Raw genomic sequence first — 20,596 nt, 5'->3', positions numbered from 1 at the left:
CCCCGACCACACCACCGTTCCGAGGGGGAACCCACCGTCATGTCCCAGCACGTCCCGTCCCCGGCCGGTCCGCCGCACCCGGTGGACGCCCCGGTACTCGAACTCCGCGGGCTCACCCGCACCCACGGCACCGGCATGGCCACCGTGCACGCCCTGCGCGGGATCGACCTGGCCGTGCACCCCGGCGAACTGGTCGCCGTGATGGGGCCCTCCGGATCCGGCAAGTCCACCCTGCTGACGCTCGCCGGGGGGCTCGACACCGCGACCGCGGGCCAGGTCGTCATCGAGGGCCAGGACATCTCCGCACTCGGCCGCAGGGGCATGGCCGCCCTGCGCCGCCGCAGCGTCGGCTACGTCTTCCAGGACTACAACCTGATCCCCGCCCTGACCGCCGCCGAGAACATCGCCCTGCCCCGCGAACTCGACGGCGTCTCCGTCCGCAAGGCCCGCAAGGAGGCCAGGGCGGCGCTGGAGGAGATGCGGCTCCTGGACGTCGCCGACCGCTTCCCCGACGAGATGTCCGGCGGCCAGCAGCAGCGCGTCGCCATCGCCCGCGCGCTGGTCGGGGACCGCCGGCTGGTGCTCGCCGACGAGCCGACGGGCGCGCTCGACTCGGAGACCGGGGAGACCGTCCTCGCCCTGCTGCGCAACCGCTGCGACCAGGGCGCCGCCGGCGTCATGGTCACCCACGAACCGCGCTACGCGGCCTGGGCGGACCGGGTCGTCTTCCTGCGCGACGGCTCGATCGTCGACCAGACGCTGGCCTCCGGGGCCGAATCGCTGCTCGCCGCCGGGGGCGCCGAGTGAGCCTCTTCACGGGGTGGCGCGCCGCCCTCCGGATGGCCCGCCGCGACGCCCTGCGGGCCAAGGGCCGCAGCGCCCTGGTGGTCGCGATGATCGCGCTGCCGGTGCTCGGGGTGACCGCCGCCGACGTCACGTACCGCAGCGCCGACACCAGCGAGGCCGAGCTGCTGACGGCCCGCATGGGCTCCGCCGACGCCCTGTTCACCGATCCGGGGCTGGGCCCGCTGGAGCAGATGCCCGACGGGGACATGTACGACGCGGTCGGCGGCAGCGTGCCCGAGGGCGACATCCCGCCCATCGACATGCGCGCCGCCCTCCCCGAGGGCGCGCGGGCCCTCACCGTCCGGTCGGTGCCCGCCACCGTCACCACGGCGTACGGGCTGGTCGGCACCGACATCACCGAGCTGCGCATCTCGGACGCGATGGTCCGGGGCCGGGTCGAGCTTATCCGGGGCGCCTTCCCGCACGGCACGGACGAGATGGCGGCCACCGAACCGTTCATGAAGTCCGCCGGTCTGCACGTCGGCTCCCGCACCACGGTGAACAGCACCGGCCGCACGTACACGATCACGGGGGTCGTCGAGGAGCCCTCCGATCTGAACGCGAAGGGGCTGTACGCCGATCCGGGCGCGGTCATCGCCCCGTGGCAGAAGGCCGCCGACCGCGACCCGGACGTGCTGCCGCCCAACACCGGCTCCGTCCAGTGGCTCGTCACCGGCGCCGGCGGCTCCGGCGTCGACTGGGACGACGTCCTCGCGGCCAACCGCGTCGGAGCGCTGGTCGTCTCCCGCCAGGTCGTCCTGGACCCGCCGCCGGCCTCCGAGATCCCGCTGGCCCGCTCCATCACTCCCTACAAGGACAGCACCTCCGCCGAGGTGGGCGCGGACGCCGTCACCGTGGTCGCCATGGCCGTCCTGGAGATCGTTCTGCTCGCCGGACCGGCCTTCGCCGTCGGCGCCCGCCGCTCGCGCCGGCAGCTCGGTCTCATCGACACCTGCGGCGGCGACCGGCGGCACATCCGCGCCGTGGTGCTCGCCGGCGGCATCGTCCTGGGCTCCGTGGGGGCGGTGACCGGGGTCGCGGCCGGGCTGCTGCTCACCGTGGCGTTCCGGCCGACCATCGAGGAGTGGGCCGGGCAGCGCTTCGGCTCCCTGGTCCTCGACCCCGGCGAACTGCTCACCATCGCCCTGCTCGGCCTGGTCACCGGGGTGCTGGCCGCGCTGGCACCGGCGATCGTGGCCTCCCGGCAGTCCGTCCTGGAGTCCCTGACCGGACGGCGCGGAGTGCGCCGCGGCTCCCGGGTGCTGCCCGTCGCGGGCGCGTGCGTGCTGGCGCTCGGAACGGCCGTCGCCGTCTACGGCGGCACCAGCGACGACACCCGGCTGGTCGCCGGCGGTTCCGTCCTCGCCGAGCTGGGGCTGCTCGGCTGCATCCCGGTGATCGTGGGGCTGCTGGGCCGCCTCGGCCGCAGGCTGCCGCTCTCCCCGCGCATGGCCCTGCGGGACGCCGCCCGCAACCGGGGCCGCACCGCCCCGGCGGTCGCCGCCGTGATGGCGGCCGTCGCCGGCTCGGTGGCCCTCGCGACGTACATGTCCAGCACGATGGCGGAATCGGACTACCGCCGCGTCCCCATGCTCGCCGAGGGAACGATGGTCCTGTCGGCGTCCGACGAGGACTCCGCCGCGCGGCTGCCGCTGGCCCGCGCCGCCGTCGAACGGACCATGACCGTGACCGGCCGCCGCGCCGACTACGCACGGGTCTGGGCGGGCAGCGACTGCAACGTCTTCTACGAGGACGACGCGTCCGGCTGCGGCAGCATGGCCCTGGTCAAGCCCACCGGCAAGGGGCACACCTGCCCGCTCCAGGCCAAGGGCGCCAAGGAGCTGGCCGCCCGGCTCTCCTCGGAGGAGCACCGCACGCTGATGCGGACCCCGGCCTGCGTCGACGAGCACGTGTCCGCCGGCTCGTTCGGCACGGACGAGAACAACATCGTCGTCGGCGGCCCGGACCTCCTGAGGACGTACGTGAAGCTCGACGACCCGGCCGCCGCTGCCGCCCTGGAGGCCGGCACCCCGGTGCTGCTGAACCGGGCGTACGCGAAGGACGGCGAGGTCACCCTCAAGGCCGTGCACACCTACAACCCCAAGGACACCGAGAACCGGAAGCTGCACCCCGGCCCGGCCCGGAGGACCACCGACCGGCTCAGGGTGTACGTCGCCGACGCGCCGTACGCCACCACCCCCGGCATCCGCATGATCATGCCCCGGAAGACCGCCGAGAGGATCGGGCTGCACACCCAGGAGGGCGGGAGCGTGTACGCCGTCCCGCACCGGCCCTCGGACGCCGAGGACCAGCGCGTCGCGGCCACCATCGAGGAGGCCGGGGGCGGCGTCTGGCTCCAGACCGACCCCGGTCCCGGTGACCGCGACGACACCACGCTGCTCATCCTGACCTTGTTCGCCGGGGTGGTGACCCTGGGCGCGGCGGCGATCACCACCGGTCTCGCCAAGGCCGACGCCGAGGCGGACCTGACCACGCTCAGCGCGGTGGGCGCGCCCCCGCGGGTGCGGCGCGCGCTCTCCGGGTTCCAGTGCATGACCGTGGCCTTCACGGGGGTGCTCCTGGGCACCGTGGCCGGTCTGGTGCCGGCGGTGGCGGTGCGCCTGACCGATCTGGGCAAGTCCATGGAGGCGATGCGGGTCAACCCGATGGAGTCCGCGTACACGCCGATCGTGATGCCCTGGACGGCGATAGGGGTGCTGGCCGTGGCCGTACCGCTGCTGGCCGGGCTGCTGGCGGCGGTCTTCAGCCGGTCGCGGCCTGCCCTGGCCCGTCGCGCCGGGTGACCGCAGGCCCGTTCGGGCGTTCCGGTGCCCCCGGAGACGGTGGATCATCCGTTTCCGGGGGCACCACAGTGAGGAACACCGCATGTGCGAGACAATGGGCCGCATGGAGATGCCGAGGAATGAACGGTCGCAGGAGCACCCCCAAGTCCTCGTGGTGGGACAGGACGGCATGGCGATCGGCGGCGGTGGCACTGACGACGAGTCGCGTGAGGTCCCAGTGACGGAGATGGTCGAGCAGCCCGCGAAGGTCATGCGCATCGGCAGCATGATCAAGCAACTCCTGGAGGAGGTCCGGGCGGCCCCTCTCGACGAGGCGAGCCGGGTCCGGCTCAAGGAGATCCACGCCGGCTCGGTGAAGGAGTTGGAGGACGGCCTCGCCCCGGAGCTGGTGGAGGAGCTGGAACGCCTCTCGCTGCCGTTCACCGAGGACTCCGTCCCGTCCGAGGCGGAGCTGCGGATCGCGCAGGCCCAGCTGGTCGGCTGGCTGGAGGGCCTGTTCCACGGCATCCAGACGGCGCTGTTCGCCCAGCAGATGGCGGCCAGGGCTCAGTTGGAGCAGATGCGGCGCGCGCTGCCGCCCGGCAGTGTCCAGGAGGAGGACGGCGGCGCCGATCCGCACGGCCCGGTCCGCTCCGGCCCGTATCTGTAGGCCCCCGCACCCGCATACGCCCCATCGGACCCGCACCGGAAGGGCCCGGCACCTCGGTGCCGGGCCCTTCCCACGTCCGCGTGTCCCCGCCGGGGCCGGGGTCAGGCGGCCGAGGGCGCCCGGAGGAGGACCTTGCCGATGTGGGCGCTGGACTCCATCACCCGGTGCGCCTCGGCGGCCTCCGTCATCGGCAGGGTGCGGTCCACGATCGGCTTGACGACGCCGTCGGCCAGGAGCGGCCAGACGTGCTCGCGTACGGCGGCGACGATGGCGGTCTTCTCGGCGAGCGGGCGTCCGCGCAACGAGGTCGCGGTGACGGCGGCCCGCTTGTTCAGCAGGGCACCGAGGTTCAGTTCGCCCACGGCCCCGCCCTGGAGGCCGATGATGGCGAGCCGGCCGTTGACGGCGAGGGTCTGCACGTTCCGGTCCAGGTACTTGGCGCCCATGATGTCGAGGATGACGTCCGCGCCGGCCCCGTCGGTCGCCCGACGCACCTCCTCGACGAAGTCCTGGTTCCGGTAGTCGATGAGGACGTCGGCGCCGAGTTCGGCGCAGCGCGCCAGCTTCTCGGGGCCGCCCGCGGTCACGGCGACACGGGCGCCGACCGCCTTGGCCAGCTGGATCGCCATGGTGCCGATGCCGCTGGACCCGCCGTGCACCAGCAGCGTCTCGGCGGGCCGCAGGTGGGCCACCATGAACACGTTGGACCAGACGGTGGCCGTCACCTCGGGGAGCGCGGCGGCGAGCGTGAGGTCCAGCCCCGCCGGTACGGGGAGCAACTGCCCGGCCGGGACGGCGACCTTCTCCGCGTAGCCGCCGCCCGCGAGGAGCGCGCAGACCTCGTCGCCGACGGCCCAGCCGACGACCCCGGGGCCGATGGCCGAGATCCGTCCCGCGCACTCCAGACCCGGGTAGGCGGAGGCGCCGGGCGGCGGGTTGTAGAAGCCCATCCGCTGAAGCACATCGGCCCGGTTCACCGCGCTGGACACCACGTCGACGAGGACCTCGCCCTCGCCGGGTACGGGATCGGGCACCTCGGTCCAGACGAGTGCCTCGGGGCCGCCGGGTTCGGGAATCGTGATCGCATGCATGGCCGCGAGGCTACTCCGTGGTCCCCGCCGGGCCACGGAGCCGGGCGGAGTCCGGGCGGAGTCCGGCGATTGGGCCGGCCCCGGGCCCTCTGCTCAGTCCCGGGGCGCGGGGGGCCGGGGGTGGTTGAGCGGCGGGTCGTTGGAGACCCGCACGATGGTGATCAGCCGGTCCGTCAGCTGCAACGGGCTGGCCGCCGGGTCGTCGTACCCGAGGAGCCGGTGGCCGCGCAGGACGTTGACGACGAGGTCCTCGGTCTCCCGGACGCTCTTGCCGACCTCGGCCTTTATCACCGGCCGTTCGACGAGATCGAGTCCGCTGCCCTGCTGGATCAGATCCTCCATCACCGTGCCCGCGCTGGGGCTGAGCACGGAGAGCCCGAGCAGCCGGCCCGCGGCGGAGGCACTGGTGATCACCGCGTCGGCGCCGGACTGCCGCAGCAGCGGGGCGTTCTCCTCCTCGCGCACCGCGGCCACGATCTTCGCGCCCCGGTTGAGCTGGCGCGCGGTCAGCGCGACGAGGACGGCGGTGTCGTCGCGCTGGGTGGCGATGATGATCTGACGGGCCTTCTGCACCTCTGCCCGCAGCAGCACATCGCTGCGTGTCGCGTCCCCGACCACGCCGGTGTAGCCCTCGGCGTTGGCGATCTCGATCACCTTGGTCGCCGGGTCGACGACGACGATCTGTTCCTTCGCCAGTCCGGTGGCGCAGAGCGTCTGGATCGCCGAGCGGCCCTTCGTGCCGAAGCCGACGACGACGGTGTGGTCACGCAAGTGGGATCTCCAACGCTTCAGTCGGAAGTCCTCGCGGGTCCGTTCCGTGAGGACTTCGAGGGTGGTGCCGACCAGGATGATCAGGAAGAGCACCCGCAACGGTGTCACGAGCACCACGTTGATGAGCCGGGCGCCGTCGCTGTACGGGGTGATGTCGCCGTAGCCGGTGGTGGAGAGGGTGACCGTCGCGTAGTACACCGCGTCCAGCAGGTCGACCTTGCCGTCGGCCGCGTCGTGGTAGCCCACCCGGTCGACCCAGACGATGACGACCGTGACGGCCAGCACCAGCAGGGCCATGGAGAGCCGCTTGGCGACCTGGCGGGCCGGCCGGTCGACGACCCGTCGCGGGAGCATGACCCGCGTGGGGACGATCTGCTCGTCGACACGTCTGGCCATCGCGTCATGGCCGGGAAGTTTCACGTGAAACACCCTTCAGTCCACGGCGTCGCCGGGGCCCACGGTAGATCGAGGATCTCCACCTCGGTGCCGGACCGTACCCCGCCCGGCTCCACCACGGCCAGCCCGTCCGCCGCGGCGATGCCCCGGAGCATGGCGGGACCGTTGTACCGCAGGGGTACGACGTGCTCCCCACCTCTCCCGGTTCCCGAACCGACACCGCTTCCCCCGGGGGTTCGCCCGCCGTACGCCGGGGCCGGGCCGGTGCGGTGCACCACGGGAACGAGCCGGGTGTCGTGCGGATGCCCCTGCACCTCGTCGCGGACGGCCACCCGGTAGGGGTCCTCCGCATACCGTCCCGCGAGCCCGTCGAGCAGGGGTTCGGCGAGGGTCACCAGACCCGATACGGCCGCCAGGGGGTTGCCCGGCAGCCCGACGAGATACGGGCCCCCGGCCGGCAGCCGGGCGAGCAGCATCGGGTGGCCGGGCCGCACGGCGACCCCGTCCACCAGCAACTCGGCGCCGATCCGGCCCAGAACGGGGTGCACATGGTCGACGGGGCCCGCAGCGGTCCCGCCCGTCGTCACGATCAGGTCGGCCTCGGAACCGGTGAGCGCGCGCAGCAGGGCCTCGGCGTCGTCCCCGAGCCACCGGGGAGCGGCGACCTCGGCGCCCCGCGCGTGCAGCCAGGGGCCGATCATGGGGCCCAGCGCGTCCCGGATCAGCCCGTCGCGCGGCAGTCCCGCCGTCAGCAGTTCGTCCCCGAGGACGAGAACCTCGACGCGCGGGCGGGGCCGGGCCGGCAGCCCGTCGTAGCCCGCCGCGGCGGCGAGCCCGAGCACGGCGGGCGTCACGAGCGTTCCGGCCGGCAGGAGTTCATCGCCCGACCGGCACTCCTGGCCGCGCGGCCGGATGTCCTGACCCGGACTCACCTGCCGCCCCGCGTACAGCAGTCCCTTGGCCTGATCCGACTCCGCGTGCTCGCTCCGGATGACCGCCGTGGCGTCCGCCGGGATCCGGGCCCCGGTGGCGATGGGGACGGCCTCGCCGTCGGGAAGCGGCTCGGGCGCCTCGCCCCCGGCGAGCACGCCCGCGTCCGGCCGGATACGCCAGGGCCCCGGCCCGGCGACGGCCCAGCCGTCCATGGCCGAGGTGTCGAAGGGTGGCAGATCGGTGAGCGCCGCCAGCGGCTCGGCCAGCACATGCCCGAGCGCCCGTCCCAGCGACAACCGCTCGGCCCGGGCGGGAACCGCCCGCCCGGCACGAGCGGCGATCCCCCGCGCCACCGCCCACGGAACGGCGCCGGCGCGGGGGATGGGCGTGGCGGAGGAGGTGCCCGGGGCCGCGCCGCGATGCGACACCGGATACGGGCTGCCCGCCGCCGTCGCGGGGCTCGACCTGGGGTGCGGCGCGGAGTTCGGCGCGGGGCGCGGTCCGGAGTCCGGGGCGGGCTTCCGTGTGGAGTCCGGGGCGGGGCGCGGTCCGGAGTCCGGGGCGGGGTCCCCTGCAGGGCTCGGCCCCGGGCGCGGCCCGGGGTTCGGCCCGGGGCCGGGTGGGGTGGCCGAGGCGCGCGGGTCCGTGGTGCGGGGGGCGGGGGGCGTCCGGGGTGTACGGGCCGCGTCGGGTCGGCGGTCTCGGGCGGATGCGCGGTCCCTGGCGGACGCGTGGTCCGTGGCGGACGCGTGGTCCGTGGCGGACGCGTGGTCCGTGGCGGACGCCTCCGTCTCGCCTCGCGGGGCCGTCGGCCGGCCCACCAGGGCGAGGGCCTGCTGCACGGCCCGCTCCTCGTCCGCCGCGGCGAGGGCGGCCAGGGCGGCGGGGTCCGAGGGGTCGGCGGGGCCGGTGTCACCGATCCGGGCGGCGGGGTCTTCGTCACCGGTTCGGCCGGGCGCGGTGGTCTCGCCGGTCCGGCCGGGCGCGGCGGTCTCGCCGCCGAGGGCGTCCCCGGAAGCACCGTCCGCGCCCCGGCCGGCCGGAAGCGGGGCAGCGGCTGCGGGGGCGGCCCCGCAGGAGCAGCGACCGGGGCGGCCCGGGTCCGGGGGCGGCGGGTGCTCGGGCCCTCCGTGGAGGCCGCTCATGGTGTCCCGGTCTCGTCCGCCCAGCCGAGGGCGAGCGCGGCCGCCTTCCGGGCCGCCTCGGCCACCGCCTCGGGGCCGCCGCCCTCGCCGCTCGCCTTCGCCGCCGCGTACCCGACCAGAAAGGTGGTCAGGGGTGCGGCGGGGCGGGCGACGCCGTGGGCGGCATCACGGGCGAGGTCGAGGAGGACGTCGGTGTCGACGTCGAGTTCGATGCCCAGTTCGTTCTTGACTGCGGTGATCCATTCATCCAGCACGGACCCATGCTCTCTGATCCGGGCCCGCGCGGATGCGATGTCCTCCCAGGTGTCGCAGTCGAACGAGGCCAGGGGGGCGGCCGCCACCCGGACGAGCCGCAGTTCCCGGGTGAGCAGCCGCAGCGGCAGCCCCGCCAACCCGCCGTGCTCGGTGGCGACGAGCGCCAGTTCACGGCGGAGGGGTTCCGCCCGGTAGACCGCCACCAGTGGCTGGTCCCTGCCGTCCGCGTCGGCGCAGACCGCGCCCTCGGCCTCCGCTCGGCCTGCCGCTTCCACCAGCGCACGCACGGTGTCGGGGCCCAGGAACGGCAGATCGGCGGAGAGCACGAGAACGCGCTCCGCCGTCGTGTGCCGTACGCCCGCGCCGAGGGCGGCCAACGGCCCGCCGCCCCGGGGCTCTTCACGCGTCCAGATCACCGTGCGCCCGGTGGGCCGCCGGTCGCCCACCACCACCGTGGTCCCGGCTCCGGCACACGCCCCGAGCACCCGGTCCAGCAACGCCCGCCCGCCAACGCGAACCCCGGGCTTGTCAGCGCCCCCGAGCCTCTTCGCGGCCCCTCCGGCAAGAACGATGGCGTCGAACGCGGTCATGCCACGAGTATGCGGGCCCGTCTCCCCCGGTGAACGCCCGCATCCACCGGACGGCCCGCCCCAAGCACCCGGTGCACGGCGCGCGACCGTGGGCGCACGGCACGCGGCACACGGCCGTGGACGGTCGGCCGTGGCACGCTCGGCCGACGCCGGGCGGTGCCCCAGGCTCCGCGCACGGACCGGGCAGCGGCCCCGGCTTACGGCGTGCCCCCGACGACGGGCTCAGGCCCGACGCCGGGCTCGGCCCCGACGACAGCCACAGCCCCGCGCCAACGACCCCGGCCCCGCCCCACGAACCCCGGCCGCCGCTACAACGTCCGCAACAGCACCGCCGGCTGTTCCACGCAGTCCGCCACGTACCGCAGGAAGCCGCCCGCCGTGCCGCCGTCGCAGACCCGGTGGTCGAAGGTCAGCGAGAGCTGGACGACCCGCCGCACGGCCAACGCGCCGTCGTGGACCCACGGCTTGGGCACGATGCGGCCGACCCCGAGCATGGCCGCCTCCGGGTGGTTGATGATCGGCGTCGAACCGTCGACCCCGAACACCCCGTAGTTGTTGAGCGTGAACGTGCCGCCGGTCAGCTCGGCCGGCTTCAGCGTCCCCGTACGGGCCGCCTCCGTCAGCCGGGCGATCTCCGCGCCGATCGACTCCGCGTTGCGCGCCTGAGCGTCCTTGACCACGGGCACGACCAGCCCGCGCTCCGTCTGGGCGGCGAACCCGAGGTGGACCTCCGGCAGCCGCACGATCTCGCGCGCCTCCCCGTCCACCGTGGAGTTGAGCTCGGGGTAGCGCGCCAGCGCGGCCGTGCAGATTCGGGCGAGCAGCGCGAGCACGGACACCTTGGGACCGCCCGCCCGGTTCATCGCCTCGCGGGCCGCCATCAGTTCGGTGGCGTCGGCGTCCACCCAGCAGGTGGCGTCGGGGATCTCGGTCCGGCTGCGCGTCAGCTTGTCGGCGACCGCGCCCCGTACCCCGCGCAGCGGAATCCGCTCACCCGCGGACGACGCCCGCGCGGCTTCGCCGGGTGCGGCAGGTCCGACCGGTGCGACGGGTGCGACGGATGCGACGGGTGCGGCGACGGTCTCCGTGGCCGCCTCCGCCGTCGCCCGGATCGCCGCTTCCACATCGGCCCTGAGGATCAGCCCGTCCGGCCCCGATCCGGCTACCCGGCGCAGGTCCAGATCGTGCTGCCGGGCCAGCTTGCGCACCAGCGGTGAGACGACGGCCACCGGGCCGGCCTCCCCGTCGGCAGCGGGAGCCGGGGCGGAAGCGGCGGCGGAGACCCGGGCACGACCCCGCACGGCGGCGGGCGCGGACACGGACGCGGCGGCAGGTGCCGCACCCCTGCCGGTGCCCTGGGCCGGTGCCGCCGGAGCCGCCGATGCCCCGAAGCCCTCGGGCCGGATCCGGCGGCGCCGCGTGGGCGGTGCGCCGGTCCCGTACCCGACCAGGACGTTCCCCGACCCGGACGCGGTCTCCCCGGAGCCACCCGCGCCGGGCTCCGCCGCCGGATCCGACGACTCCACGGATCCGACGGCGACGGTCAGCAGGGGTGCGCCGACGGGGAGTTCGGTGCCCTCCTCGCCGAACCGGGCGGTGACCACGCCCCCGTAGGGGCACGGCACCTCGACCATGGCCTTGGCCGTCTCGACCTCGACGACCGGCTGGTCGATGGCGACGACCTCGCCGACCTCCACCAGCCAGCGCACGATCTCCGCCTCGGTCAGTCCCTCACCGAGGTCCGGAAGCTTGAATTCCAGTACCTGGGCCATCAGCTCTCCGCCTCCCACTGGAGCCGCGCGACGGCGTCGAGCACCCGGTCCACGCCCGGCAGATGGTGACGCTCCTGCATCGGCGGCGGATACGGAATGTCGAATCCGGCCACCCGCAGCACCGGCGCCTCCAGATGGTGGAAGCAGCGCTCGGTGATCCGGGCGGCGATCTCACCCCCCGGTCCGCCGAACCCGTTCGACTCGTGGACCACGACCGCGCGGCCGGTGCGGCGCACCGAGGCGGCGACGGTCTCGTCGTCGAAGGGAACCAGCGACCGCAGGTCGACGACCTCCAGGTCCCAGCCCTCCTCGACGGCCGCCTCCGCCGCCTCCAGACAGACCGGGAGCGAGGGCCCGTACGTGATCAGCGTCGCGCTGCGGCCGGGCCGTCGCACGACCGCCCGGCCTATCGGCTCGACGGCGGCCGGTGCCTGCGGCGACCAGCCGGCCTTCGACCAGTAGAGCCGCTTGGGCTCCATGAAGACCACCGGATCGTCCGAGGCGATCGACGCCCGCAGCAGCCCGTAGGCGTCCTCGACCGTGGCGGGAGTGACCACATGGAGCCCCGGGGTCGCCATGTAGTACGCCTCCGAGGAGTCGCTGTGGTGCTCGACTCCGCCGATGCCGCCGCCGTAGGGCACCCGGATGGTGATCGGCAACGGCATCCTGCCGCCGGTCCGGTTCCGCATCTTGGCGACATGGCTGGCCAACTGCTCGAACGCCGGATAGGCGAAGGCGTCGAACTGCATCTCCACCACGGGCCTCAGCCCGTACATCGCCATGCCGACGGCCGCGCCGAGGATTCCCGCCTCGGCCAGCGGGGTGTCCGTGCACCGCGCGTCGCCGAACTCCTCGGCCAGGCCGTCGGTGATCCGGAAGACCCCGCCCAGCGTGCCGACGTCCTCACCGAGGACGTGCACCGAGGGGTCCTCGGCCATCGCGTCGCGCAGCGCGCGCCCCAGTGCCTGCGCCATCGTCGCGGGACCGGCCTTCGCGGCCCGCTTCCCGGCCGTGGCCGCCGCTGTCGTCATCGCCCCGCACCCCTGTCGTCCGTGCCGTGCTCGTCGTGCTCCGCGTCCAGCTCGACCCGGAGCCGGGCGGCCTGCTCGCGCAGTTGCGAGGTCTGCTCCGCGTACACATGGGAGAAGAGCTCCATCGGGTCCAGCACCGGATCGGCGTTCATGCGGTCCCGCAACTGCGCCGCCATCCGCTCCGCGGCCATCCGGGCCTCCTCGATGCCCTCGTCGTCGAGCAGTCCGCGCCCGGTCAGCTCCCGCTCCATGAGCCGCACCGGATCGTGCGCCTTCCAGGTCTCGACCTCGCTGCTCTCGCGGTAGCGCGTCGCGTCGTCCGCGTTCGTGTGCGCGTCCATGCGGTAGGTGACGGCCTCCACGAGCGTGGGGCCCTCGCCGCTCCTGGCCCGCGCCACGGCCTCGGAGAGCACCTGGTGCACGGCCGCCGCGTCGTTCCCGTCGACCAGCCGGCCCGGCATGCCGTACCCGACGGCCTTGTGGGCCAGGGACGGGGCCGCGGTCTGCTTGGCCAGGGGCACGGAGATGGCGAAGCCGTTGTTCTGCACGAGGAAGACGACGGGGGCCCGCCACACGGCCGCGAAGTTCAGCGCCTCGTGGAAGTCGCCCTCGCTGGTGCCGCCGTCGCCGACCATGGCGAGCGCGACCACGTCGTCGCCCTTGAGACGGGCCGCGTGGGCCAGCCCCACCGCGTGCGGCAGCTGGGTGGCGAGCGGGGTGCACAGCGGTGCCGTGCGGTACGCGCGCGGGTCGTAGCCGGTGTGCCGGTCGCCGCGCAGCAGGGTCAGCGCCTCGACCGGGTCCATGCCCCGTGCCACGGCGGCCAGGGTGTCGCGGTAGCTGGGGAACAGCCAGTCGCGCTCCTCCAGCACCAGGGCGGCGGCGACCTCGCAGGCCTCCTGCCCGGTGCTCGACGGGTAGACGGCGAGCCGGCCCTGCTTGGTCAGGGCGGTCGCCTGCGCGTTGTACCGCCGCCCGCGCACGAGCTCGGCGTACAGCCGCAGCAGCAGCTCCGGGTCCGCCTCGGCCGCGGCGTCCGTACCGAGCACGCGATACGGCTCCGGGTCCGGGAGCAGCGGCGCGGGATCGGTGAGCGGCTTCCAGGCCGGGGGCGGCGTGGGCCGGTAGGCGGCCGCGCCGGGCAGCTCTTGGACCGTCATGACAAGCACCTCCTGGCGTCGAGGGGTATCGAGCGGCGTCCGCGGCACCGGGGGTGTCCCGGTGCCGCGGGGTGTCGAAGCGTCTCTAGGGGTGTCGAGGGGGCGTCGACGCTTGCGAAATACATCGAATTGTCCGTACAGCCACGAGGCGTGAGTGTGGCGCGCCTCACCTACCGATTGTTCGGTCGCGAGCGCATTTTGGCTACAGGCACCGCCAGCCTGTGGACAAACGGTTCTCCACAGCTTGGGATGGGCACAGGTCGTCCAGGACGGGGAGGCACGGGAACATGGCAGCTGAACAAATGGCCGAGGGGAGCGAGGAACCGGCCCCGATTCCGCCCGCCCGTCCGCTGGACGCCATCGACCGCGCCATCCTGCGACTGCTCCAGGCGGACGGCCGGGCGTCGATACGCTCGGTCGCCGACCGCGTCCACGTCTCGCGCGCCAATGCCTACGCGCGGATCAACCGGCTCATCGACGACGGCGTCATCCGCGGGTTCGGTGCCCGGGTGAACCACGAGCGGGCCGGGCAGGGCGCCTCGGCCTACATCACCCTCAAGATCGTCCAGAATTCCTGGCGCACGGTGCGCGAACAGCTCCAGGCGCTGCCGGGAGCCACGCACATCGCCCTGGTCAGCGGGGATTTCGATGTACTTCTGCTGGTCCACACACCGGACAACCGGTCGCTGCGCGAACTCGTCCTCACCCGCATCCAGGCCATACCGGAAGTGCTCTCCACTCGCACCCTGCTGGTGTTCGAGGAAACGGACCTGAGCCCGGGTACGGACCGCCCGACCGACCTGAACTGACACGCCCGTCCGACCTGGACCGAACCGCCCGGCCGACCTGAACCGAGCGGATGACCGGGCCCCTCGGAGCCGTACGACCGAACGGGTGAGCCGGCCTTTCGCCGCCCGTACCGTCCGAAACGGGCCCGCGCGGGGCGGGAGGCGCCCTCAGGACCCGTACGTCGCGAGAAACGTCCGCACGGTGTCCCAGCGCTTCGCGTCGTCGAGCAGCGCGACTCCGTGCAGGCTCTCGCCGCGGACGAGGACGAACCGGTGCTCGGGCGACTTCGCACTCTTCCGGTTCATCTCCTTGTCGCCGTCGGCGAAGTCCCCGTCCCGTTCGGCAGCCATGTACAGCACGGGCGCGGTCAGCTCGGGGACGGCCTTCAGGGCGTTCATGGTCTGATACCGCGTCGGGGCGGAGAGCGCGACGACGGCGTCCGGCTGGGGCGTGAGCCGGGGGGCCGCCGCGAGCACCGCGGTGCCGCCCTTGGACGCGCCCATCAGCAGCAGCTTCTTGGCGCCCTTGTCGCGGAGATATCCGGCCGCGCCGACGACCTCGGCGACCTCCTGCCCGTTCGAGTTCACCGCGAGGACCCGGTAGCCGGCCTTGCTCAGCTCGTCGGCCTTGTCCTTCCACTGGCAGGCCGTGCCGTCGGACTGGTGGGCCAGCACGATCCCGGCGCCCGATCCGCCCTTCGGCGCGTAGGTGCCGGTCTCGGAGCCGTCGTCGATCGTGAAGGTGATGGACGAGCGCTTCGCCTCCGCCGCCGTCAGACAGCCGAAGTCGTCCGGCTTCTCCGCCGCGGCGCCGCCGCCGTCGTCCTCGGCGTCCCCGCCGCCTCCCGAGCAGCCGGCCAGCGAGGCCGTGACGAGCAGTGCGGCAGCGGTACAGAGAAGTCCGGACACCCGGAGCACAGCGGTCATGCCGGGATGCTGGTCTGGACCAAGGTCCGCGTCAATGGCCGGTCGCGCGGGACTTCATGCCGCCGAAGGCCAGCCGAACGACCGTGTCGGCCAGCCGCTCCGCCTCCGCGCCGCCGTCCGGCAGCGGCCGGTACCACTCCACCAGGGAGTTGACCATCCCGAACAGCAGCCGCGTGGCGAGCCGTATGTCCACGTCGGAGCGGAGATCGCCGTCCACCACGGCCGCCTTGAGCAGATCGGCGACCCGCTGGTCGAACTCGCGCCGCCGCTCCAGCGCCCAGCGCTCGGTCTTCGTGTTCCCCCGCACCCGCAGCAACAGGGTGACGTAGGGAAGTTCGGCTATCAGCACCTCGACCGTACGGCGGGTGACGTACTCGACCCGCTCGATGGCGCGGCCCCGCGTCGCCCCGGACTCGTCGAGAATGCCGAAGAGTCCGTCCAGGGCCCGGCTGACCGCCCGCCGCAGCAGCTCCTCCTTGCCCGTGACGTGGTGGTAGATGGACGACTTGGAGATCCCCGCCGCCTTCGACAGGTGCTCCATCGACGTGCCGTCGTATCCCCGCTCGTTGAAGACCCGGACGGCGACGCCGAGCAGGGTCTCCGGGGTGTACGTGTCCCGCTTGGCCGTGGTCATGCCCGCGATCCTCCCCTACGAGTTGTCCACAGGTTTCGTGGGCCCCCTTGTCCCGACCGATCGTTCGGTTACTCTAACTCTGTCCGCCCGTCCCTGCCCAGCTCGAAGAGGAGTTGGTCCGTCATGGCCGCCGAGCTCTCCCCGAACCTGCTGTCCGAGAGGCACCGCCCGACGCTCGACCGCGCCCTCGACGCGATCCGCACCCGGGCGTACTGGTCGCCCCACCCCGAGCACCCGAAGGCGTACGGCGAGGGCGGCGCCCCGGGCAGCCTGGGCCCCGCCGAGGGCAAGGCCGCGTTCGACGCCGTGCTGCACACCCGGATCGACCTGGGCCAGCCGGGCACCGACGGATGGACGGGCGGCGAGATCTCGCCGTACGGCCCGGAGCTGGGCGTCGAGTATCCGCACGTCGACCCGGACGTGCTGCTTCCGGCGATGCGCGCGGCGATGCCCGCCTGGCGCGCGGCCGGTCCGGAGACCAGGGCCCTGGTCTGTCTGGAGATTTTGGCGCGGATCAGCGCCCGCACCCATGAGTTCGGCCACGCGGTGATGCACACCAGCGGCCAGGCCTTCATGATGGCCTTCCAGGCCGGCGGCCCGCACGCCCAGGACCGCGGCCTGGAGGCCGTGGCGTACGCCTACGAGGAGCAGCAGCGCGTTCCCCGCTCGGCCGACTGGTCCAAGCCGCAGGGCAAGCGCGACCCGCTCGACCTGCACAAGACGTTCACCGCGGCGGGACGCGGCGTCGCGCTGCTGATCGGCTGCAACACGTTCCCCACGTGGAACGGCTACCCGGGCCTCTTCGCCTCCCTCGCCACCGGAAACGCGGTCCTGGTCAAGCCGCACCCCCGGGCCGTCCTCCCGCTGGCCCTGACCGTCCAGGTGGCGCGCGAGGTGCTCGCCGAGGCGGGCTTCGCACCCGATCTGGTGGCGCTGGCCGCCGAACGGCCCGGCGAGGGCATCGCCAAGGCCCTGGCGCTGCGCCCGGAGATCCGGATCATCGACTACACGGGTTCGACGGCGTTCGGTGACTGGCTGGAGGCCAACGCCCGCCAGGCCCAGGTGTACACGGAGAAGGCCGGGGTCAACACGATCGTGGTCGACTCCACCGACGACTACCGGGGCATGCTGGCCAATCTGGCGTTCTCCCTGTCGCTCTACAGCGGCCAGATGTGCACCACCCCGCAGAACCTCCTCATCCCCCGGGACGGCATCGCGACGGACATGGGCGACAAGTCGTACGAGGACGTGGTCGCGGACATCGCCTCCGCCGTCACGGGTCTCCTGGGCGACGACGCCCGCGCGACCGGACTGCTCGGCGCCCTGGTCAACCCCGATGTGAAGGCCCGCCTGGAGGCGGCGGCGCAGCTCGGCGAGGTCGCCCTGCCCTCCCGGGCGGTCACCCATCCCGACTTCCCCGACGCGGTCGTGCGCACGCCGCTGATCGTGAAGCTCGACGGCGCCAAGACGGACGACGACTCCCCGTACTTCACCGAGTGCTTCGGCCCGGTCTCCTTCGCGGTCGCCGTGGACTCGACGGCCGACGCGGTGGAGCTGCTGCGGCGCACCGTCCGCGAGAAGGGCGCGATGACGGTCGGCGCGTACACGACCTCGCCGGAGGTGGAGCGCGCGGTGGAGGACGTCTGCCTGGACGAGTCGGCCCAGCTCTCGCTGAATCTGACCGGCGGGGTGTACGTCAACCAGACGGCGGCCTTCTCCGACTTCCACGGTTCGGGCGGCAACCCCGCGGCCAACGCGGCCCTGTGCGACGGCGCCTTCGTCTCCAACCGCTTCCGTACGGTGGAGGTCCGGCGCCAGCGCTGAACTCCGGACCGCCACGCCTCCGGACCGGCGCCTCCGGAGCGTCACTTCCGGGGTCGCCGCCTCCGGAGCGGCGGGGCAGCACGGCCGCCGTCAGGCCCCGCCGGCGTCCGGGAGGGAGGGCTCGGGGATGTCCGCGTAGCGCTGCACCCAGGCGTGCATCGCGATCGCGGCGGCGGCGCCCGCGTTGATGGAGCGGGTGGAGCCGAACTGCGCGATGGAGCAAACCATCGAGGCGTGCGCGCGGGCCTCCTCGGTCAGTCCGGGCCCCTCCTGTCCGAACAGCAGCACACAGCGGCGGGGCAGCACGGTCCGCTCCAGTGGCACCGCGCCGGGGAGGTTGTCGATGCCGATGATCGGCAGGCCCTCGGCGCGGGCCCAGGCGGTCAGATCGGCGGTGTCCGGGTGGTGGCGGACGTGCTGGTAGCGGTCGGTGACCATCGCGCCGCGCCGGTTCCAGCGCCGCCGCCCCACGATGTGCACCTCCTTGGCCAGGAAGGCGTTCGCGGTGCGGACGACCGAGCCGATGTTGAAGTCGTGGCCCCAGTTCTCCACCGCGACATGGAAGTCGTGCCGCCGCAGATCGAGGTCGGCGACGATGGCCTCCCGGCTCCAGTAGCGGTAGGCGTCCCCCACATTGCGGCGGTCGCCGTGGGCGAGCAGCTCGGGGTCGTACCGCTCGCCCTCGGGCCAGGGCAGCGGATGCGGACCGACCCCGATCCCGTTCCCGAACCCGTCGTCGTACTGCGCCGGCTCGTCCGCACCCGCGCCCGGGGTGTCGGTACCGCTCGTGTTGTTCGTGGGGCTTGTCTCGCTGCTCACCCGACGAGCGTATGGCCCCCGTCGCTGCCGTGCTCCGCCGCCTCCCGGGCGCCCGCTCCGGGCACGCCCGCCCCCGGCGCGGCGGCGTGGCCGTCGCGCGGCGCGGGCACGCGCGCCCGCCGTCCGAGCAGCCGGTCGCGCCCGAGGGCCACCCGGCCGCCCAGCCAGACCAGGAAGACGGTCGGCAGGAAGACGGCGTCCGCGGCGATCATCGCCATCGAGAAGAAGGGGAGTCCGAGCAGCAGGGCGATTCCGGCGTGCTCGCAGATCATCACGACCAGCAGCACGTTCTTGACGCGCCGGTTGAACAGGGTGAACGGGAAGGCGACCTGCACGGCCACGGTGACGTAGGTGACCACCATCACCATCAGCCCGCTGGACGCGAGGATGTCCGAGAGCGCGGGCCACGGAGAGAAGTAGTCGAGCTTGAGCGGGTAGTAGAGCGCGGTGCCGTCCTGCCAGCGCGAGCCCTGGATCTTGTACCAGCCGGCCGTCGCGTAGATCAGGCAGACCTCGGCCATGATCACGACGAGCGTGGCGTTGTGGGCGAGGTTGGCGATGACGTCGAGGAGGGTGCGGTGCTCGCTGCGCGGGGCGTACCGGTTCACGGCCCACCAGGCGGCCTGGCCGACCCACAGGATCCAGAAGAACACCGGCAGCCACCGGGTGCCGCCGAGGCTGTCGGTGGCCGTCCCCCAGACGAGGACGCCGCCGAAGGCGGCCCAGAGCAGCGGCCCGACCACGTCGACGGGTCCGCGCGTCCCGTCCGGCGTCTTCCGGGCCCTGCGGGCGTCGAGCGACCAGACCTGTCCGCACCGGGTCAGCACCAGGTAGATCGCCATGAGGTGGATGACGTTGTCGCCGCCGTCGCCCATGAAGATGCTGCGGTTCTGGAGCGAGAGCACCCCGGCCATGAACAGCACGGACATGGCCCGTGTGCGCCAGCCGACCATCAGCAGGCCGGAGGCGACCAGCGCGAGCGCGTAGACGATCTCGAACCAGACGGTGCTGTCGGTCCACATCAGCGTGGTGAACGCCTGGTTGCCCGAGATGAGCTGCTGGGCCATGTCCCAGCGCCAGGGGGCGTCCGGGCCGTACATCTCGTGCCGGTGCGGGAACTCGCGCAGCAGGAAGAGCAGATACGTGGCGGAGAAGCCGATGCGGATGACGGCGCTCTGGTACGGGCCGAGGGCCGAGGCGGTGACGCGTTGAATGCCGCGGGCCAGTGCGTGGCCGGATCCGGGGGTGCTCACTGGCCGGCCTCCTGGGATGCGGCACCCTCGGGAAGGTCGGCCGCGGTCACGGTCCACCAGGGCAGGACCCGGTAGGACGGCTCGGTACTGATCTTCTCCTGGCTCCAGGGGGGAGCCGGCACGGATCGGGTCTCGGACCTGACCTGGATGCGCAGGACGGTGCCGCCGTAGTCGTGCTCGCCGAGGCGGAGCATCACGATGCGCCGGATGTACTGCTCGGAGAGCCTGCCGCGCAGGCCGTTGGCGCGGTTCTGGCTGTCGTGCGAGCCGACGAAGAAGTCCCAGCCCCGGCGGAGTTCGTTCTGCTGGACGTGGCTGGGCAGCAGATTGCCGCGTATCGCCTTGCCGTCCTCGCCGGACAGGCTCATCCAGGGGGTGGTGCGCCGTCCGTCGGCCCCGGATATCTCGGCGCGCACGTGCACGGCGATGTTCTGCTGGAGCGGGTTGGGGGCGAAGAGCTTCCAGTTCTGCTCGAACTCGGGGTAGACCCACTGGTCCACCGCTTCGCCGTGCGCCTTCGTCAGCGTGTTGGACGGGGCGACGTGCAGGAACACCATGGCCAGCTGGACACAGCCGAACAGTCCGATGACCGCCAGCGCGACGGCGGCGACCACCTGGTACGGGAACGACAGCCCGGCGATGCCACCGACCGCGTCGGCCTGCCGGTCGGGGCCGGGACCCCGCGAGGCGGCGAGCGTCTGCGCGGAGGACGGCTCGATACCGGCCGGCGGCGGGCCGGGGTCCGGTGGAAGGGGCTCCGAGCCGACCTCCAGCGGCTGGGGGCCGGGCACCGCGTCGTCCCGCCCGTCGGCACCTCCGCCGGTTCCCCCGCCGCCGACGCCCCTGTCGTCGTACGAATCCATCCCGCCCCGATCCCCGTCGATCCCGGTCAGTTATCCACAGGGTTG

At 73.5% G+C, this 20,596-nt stretch carries 17 protein-coding genes; 5 read left to right on the top strand and 12 right to left on the bottom strand.

Annotation, left to right across the window (positions count from 1 at the left end):
• Positions 1 to 39: 39 nt before the first annotated feature.
• The 3 genes from ACWCXC_RS03005 (at position 40) to ACWCXC_RS02995 (ending at position 4,299) form a co-directional block, all read left to right on the top strand.
• Positions 40 to 807 carry an ABC transporter ATP-binding protein gene (locus tag ACWCXC_RS03005; protein WP_450886221.1) on the top strand — a complete coding sequence of 256 codons (768 nt, stop codon included), beginning with the start codon at positions 40 to 42 and terminating at the stop codon, positions 805 to 807.
• Positions 804 to 3,650, top strand: coding sequence for an FtsX-like permease family protein (locus ACWCXC_RS03000; protein WP_450886219.1), 2,847 nt, complete (start codon positions 804 to 806; stop codon positions 3,648 to 3,650). Before ACWCXC_RS03005 ends, ACWCXC_RS03000 begins: the two co-directional genes overlap by 4 nt.
• A 103-nt stretch (positions 3,651 to 3,753) precedes the next feature.
• A complete protein-coding gene (locus ACWCXC_RS02995; protein WP_450681357.1) occupies positions 3,754 to 4,299 on the top strand; it encodes a bacterial proteasome activator family protein in 546 nt (181 codons plus the stop codon).
• A 101-nt stretch (positions 4,300 to 4,400) separates the two neighbouring features.
• On the opposite strand, the gene ACWCXC_RS02990 is transcribed toward ACWCXC_RS02995, so the two are convergent.
• From ACWCXC_RS02990 to pdhA, 7 genes are all read right to left on the bottom strand, one after another.
• Positions 4,401 to 5,390, bottom strand: a complete 990-nt coding sequence (locus ACWCXC_RS02990; protein ID WP_450681356.1) for an NAD(P)H-quinone oxidoreductase — start codon at positions 5,388 to 5,390, stop codon at positions 4,401 to 4,403.
• 93 nt (positions 5,391 to 5,483) lie between these two features.
• Entirely contained in the window at positions 5,484 to 6,557 is a 1,074-nt protein-coding gene (locus tag ACWCXC_RS02985; protein ID WP_450681459.1) for a potassium channel family protein, read from the bottom strand.
• A 20-nt stretch (positions 6,558 to 6,577) separates the two neighbouring features.
• Entirely contained in the window at positions 6,578 to 8,635 is a 2,058-nt protein-coding gene (locus ACWCXC_RS02980; protein WP_450886217.1) for a molybdopterin-binding protein, read from the bottom strand.
• Positions 8,632 to 9,480, bottom strand: coding sequence for an NTP transferase domain-containing protein (locus ACWCXC_RS02975; RefSeq protein WP_450886215.1), 849 nt, complete (start codon positions 9,478 to 9,480; stop codon positions 8,632 to 8,634). The genes ACWCXC_RS02980 and ACWCXC_RS02975 overlap by 4 nt, the downstream gene beginning before the upstream one ends.
• 308 nt (positions 9,481 to 9,788) lie before the next feature.
• Positions 9,789 to 11,252, bottom strand: coding sequence for a dihydrolipoamide acetyltransferase family protein (locus ACWCXC_RS02970; RefSeq protein ID WP_450886213.1), 1,464 nt, complete (start codon positions 11,250 to 11,252; stop codon positions 9,789 to 9,791).
• Positions 11,252 to 12,283, bottom strand: a complete 1,032-nt coding sequence (locus ACWCXC_RS02965) for an alpha-ketoacid dehydrogenase subunit beta (RefSeq protein WP_450886211.1) — start codon at positions 12,281 to 12,283, stop codon at positions 11,252 to 11,254. Before ACWCXC_RS02965 ends, ACWCXC_RS02970 begins: the two co-directional genes overlap by 1 nt.
• Positions 12,280 to 13,443, bottom strand: coding sequence for a pyruvate dehydrogenase (acetyl-transferring) E1 component subunit alpha (pdhA, locus tag ACWCXC_RS02960; protein WP_450681351.1), 1,164 nt, complete (start codon positions 13,441 to 13,443; stop codon positions 12,280 to 12,282). Before pdhA ends, ACWCXC_RS02965 begins: the two co-directional genes overlap by 4 nt.
• Positions 13,444 to 13,745: 302 nt before the next feature.
• On the opposite strand from pdhA, the gene ACWCXC_RS02955 reads away from it, so the two are divergent.
• On the top strand, positions 13,746 to 14,252 hold the full coding sequence (locus ACWCXC_RS02955) for an Lrp/AsnC family transcriptional regulator (RefSeq protein ID WP_450681458.1): 507 nt from the start codon (positions 13,746 to 13,748) through the stop codon (positions 14,250 to 14,252).
• Positions 14,253 to 14,399: 147 nt separating this feature from the next.
• Here the strand turns inward: ACWCXC_RS02955 and ACWCXC_RS02950 are convergent, their stop codons facing one another.
• Positions 14,400 to 15,158 carry an alpha/beta hydrolase family protein gene (locus ACWCXC_RS02950; RefSeq protein WP_450886208.1) on the bottom strand — a complete coding sequence of 253 codons (759 nt, stop codon included), beginning with the start codon at positions 15,156 to 15,158 and terminating at the stop codon, positions 14,400 to 14,402.
• Positions 15,159 to 15,189: 31 nt separating this feature from the next.
• A complete protein-coding gene (locus ACWCXC_RS02945) occupies positions 15,190 to 15,792 on the bottom strand; it encodes a TetR/AcrR family transcriptional regulator (RefSeq protein WP_450886206.1) in 603 nt (200 codons plus the stop codon).
• Positions 15,793 to 15,915: 123 nt separating this feature from the next.
• On the opposite strand from ACWCXC_RS02945, the gene paaN reads away from it, so the two are divergent.
• Entirely contained in the window at positions 15,916 to 17,616 is a 1,701-nt protein-coding gene (gene paaN, locus ACWCXC_RS02940; RefSeq protein WP_450886204.1) for a phenylacetic acid degradation protein PaaN, read from the top strand.
• 90 nt (positions 17,617 to 17,706) lie between these two features.
• Here the strand turns inward: paaN and ACWCXC_RS02935 are convergent, their stop codons facing one another.
• From ACWCXC_RS02935 to ACWCXC_RS02925, 3 genes are read right to left on the bottom strand one after another with little or no spacing between them, the layout of a single operon-like run.
• Positions 17,707 to 18,435, bottom strand: a complete 729-nt coding sequence (locus ACWCXC_RS02935; protein WP_450681347.1) for a TrmH family RNA methyltransferase — start codon at positions 18,433 to 18,435, stop codon at positions 17,707 to 17,709.
• On the bottom strand, positions 18,432 to 19,688 hold the full coding sequence (locus tag ACWCXC_RS02930; RefSeq protein WP_450681346.1) for an HTTM domain-containing protein: 1,257 nt from the start codon (positions 19,686 to 19,688) through the stop codon (positions 18,432 to 18,434). The genes ACWCXC_RS02935 and ACWCXC_RS02930 overlap by 4 nt, the downstream gene beginning before the upstream one ends.
• Complete coding sequence (locus ACWCXC_RS02925) at positions 19,685 to 20,551, bottom strand: DUF5819 family protein (RefSeq protein ID WP_450681345.1); 867 nt, start codon at positions 20,549 to 20,551, stop codon at positions 19,685 to 19,687. Before ACWCXC_RS02925 ends, ACWCXC_RS02930 begins: the two co-directional genes overlap by 4 nt.
• Positions 20,552 to 20,596 lie beyond the last annotated feature (45 nt).

This window comes from Streptomyces sp. NPDC001515 (assembly GCF_053597115.1).
Note: the sequence above shows the minus strand (reverse complement) of the source record. Positions and strands in the feature narration are given on the sequence as shown.

Coding starts and splice junctions, on each gene's coding strand:
- ACWCXC_RS03005 (WP_450886221.1), top strand. CDS start 40: ATGTCCCAGCACGTCCCGTCCCCGGCCGGTCCGCCGCACCCGGTGGAC.
- ACWCXC_RS02995 (WP_450681357.1), top strand. CDS start 3,754: ATGGAGATGCCGAGGAATGAACGGTCGCAGGAGCACCCCCAAGTCCTC.
- ACWCXC_RS02990 (WP_450681356.1), bottom strand. CDS start 5,390: ATGCATGCGATCACGATTCCCGAACCCGGCGGCCCCGAGGCACTCGTC.
- ACWCXC_RS02985 (WP_450681459.1), bottom strand. CDS start 6,557: ATGGCCAGACGTGTCGACGAGCAGATCGTCCCCACGCGGGTCATGCTC.
- ACWCXC_RS02980 (WP_450886217.1), bottom strand. CDS start 8,635: ATGAGCGGCCTCCACGGAGGGCCCGAGCACCCGCCGCCCCCGGACCCG.
- ACWCXC_RS02975 (WP_450886215.1), bottom strand. CDS start 9,480: ATGACCGCGTTCGACGCCATCGTTCTTGCCGGAGGGGCCGCGAAGAGG.
- ACWCXC_RS02970 (WP_450886213.1), bottom strand. CDS start 11,252: ATGGCCCAGGTACTGGAATTCAAGCTTCCGGACCTCGGTGAGGGACTG.
- ACWCXC_RS02965 (WP_450886211.1), bottom strand. CDS start 12,283: ATGACGACAGCGGCGGCCACGGCCGGGAAGCGGGCCGCGAAGGCCGGT.
- pdhA (WP_450681351.1), bottom strand. CDS start 13,443: ATGACGGTCCAAGAGCTGCCCGGCGCGGCCGCCTACCGGCCCACGCCG.
- ACWCXC_RS02955 (WP_450681458.1), top strand. CDS start 13,746: ATGGCCGAGGGGAGCGAGGAACCGGCCCCGATTCCGCCCGCCCGTCCG.
- ACWCXC_RS02950 (WP_450886208.1), bottom strand. CDS start 15,158: ATGACCGCTGTGCTCCGGGTGTCCGGACTTCTCTGTACCGCTGCCGCA.
- ACWCXC_RS02945 (WP_450886206.1), bottom strand. CDS start 15,792: ATGACCACGGCCAAGCGGGACACGTACACCCCGGAGACCCTGCTCGGC.
- paaN (WP_450886204.1), top strand. CDS start 15,916: ATGGCCGCCGAGCTCTCCCCGAACCTGCTGTCCGAGAGGCACCGCCCG.
- ACWCXC_RS02925 (WP_450681345.1), bottom strand. CDS start 20,551: ATGGATTCGTACGACGACAGGGGCGTCGGCGGCGGGGGAACCGGCGGA.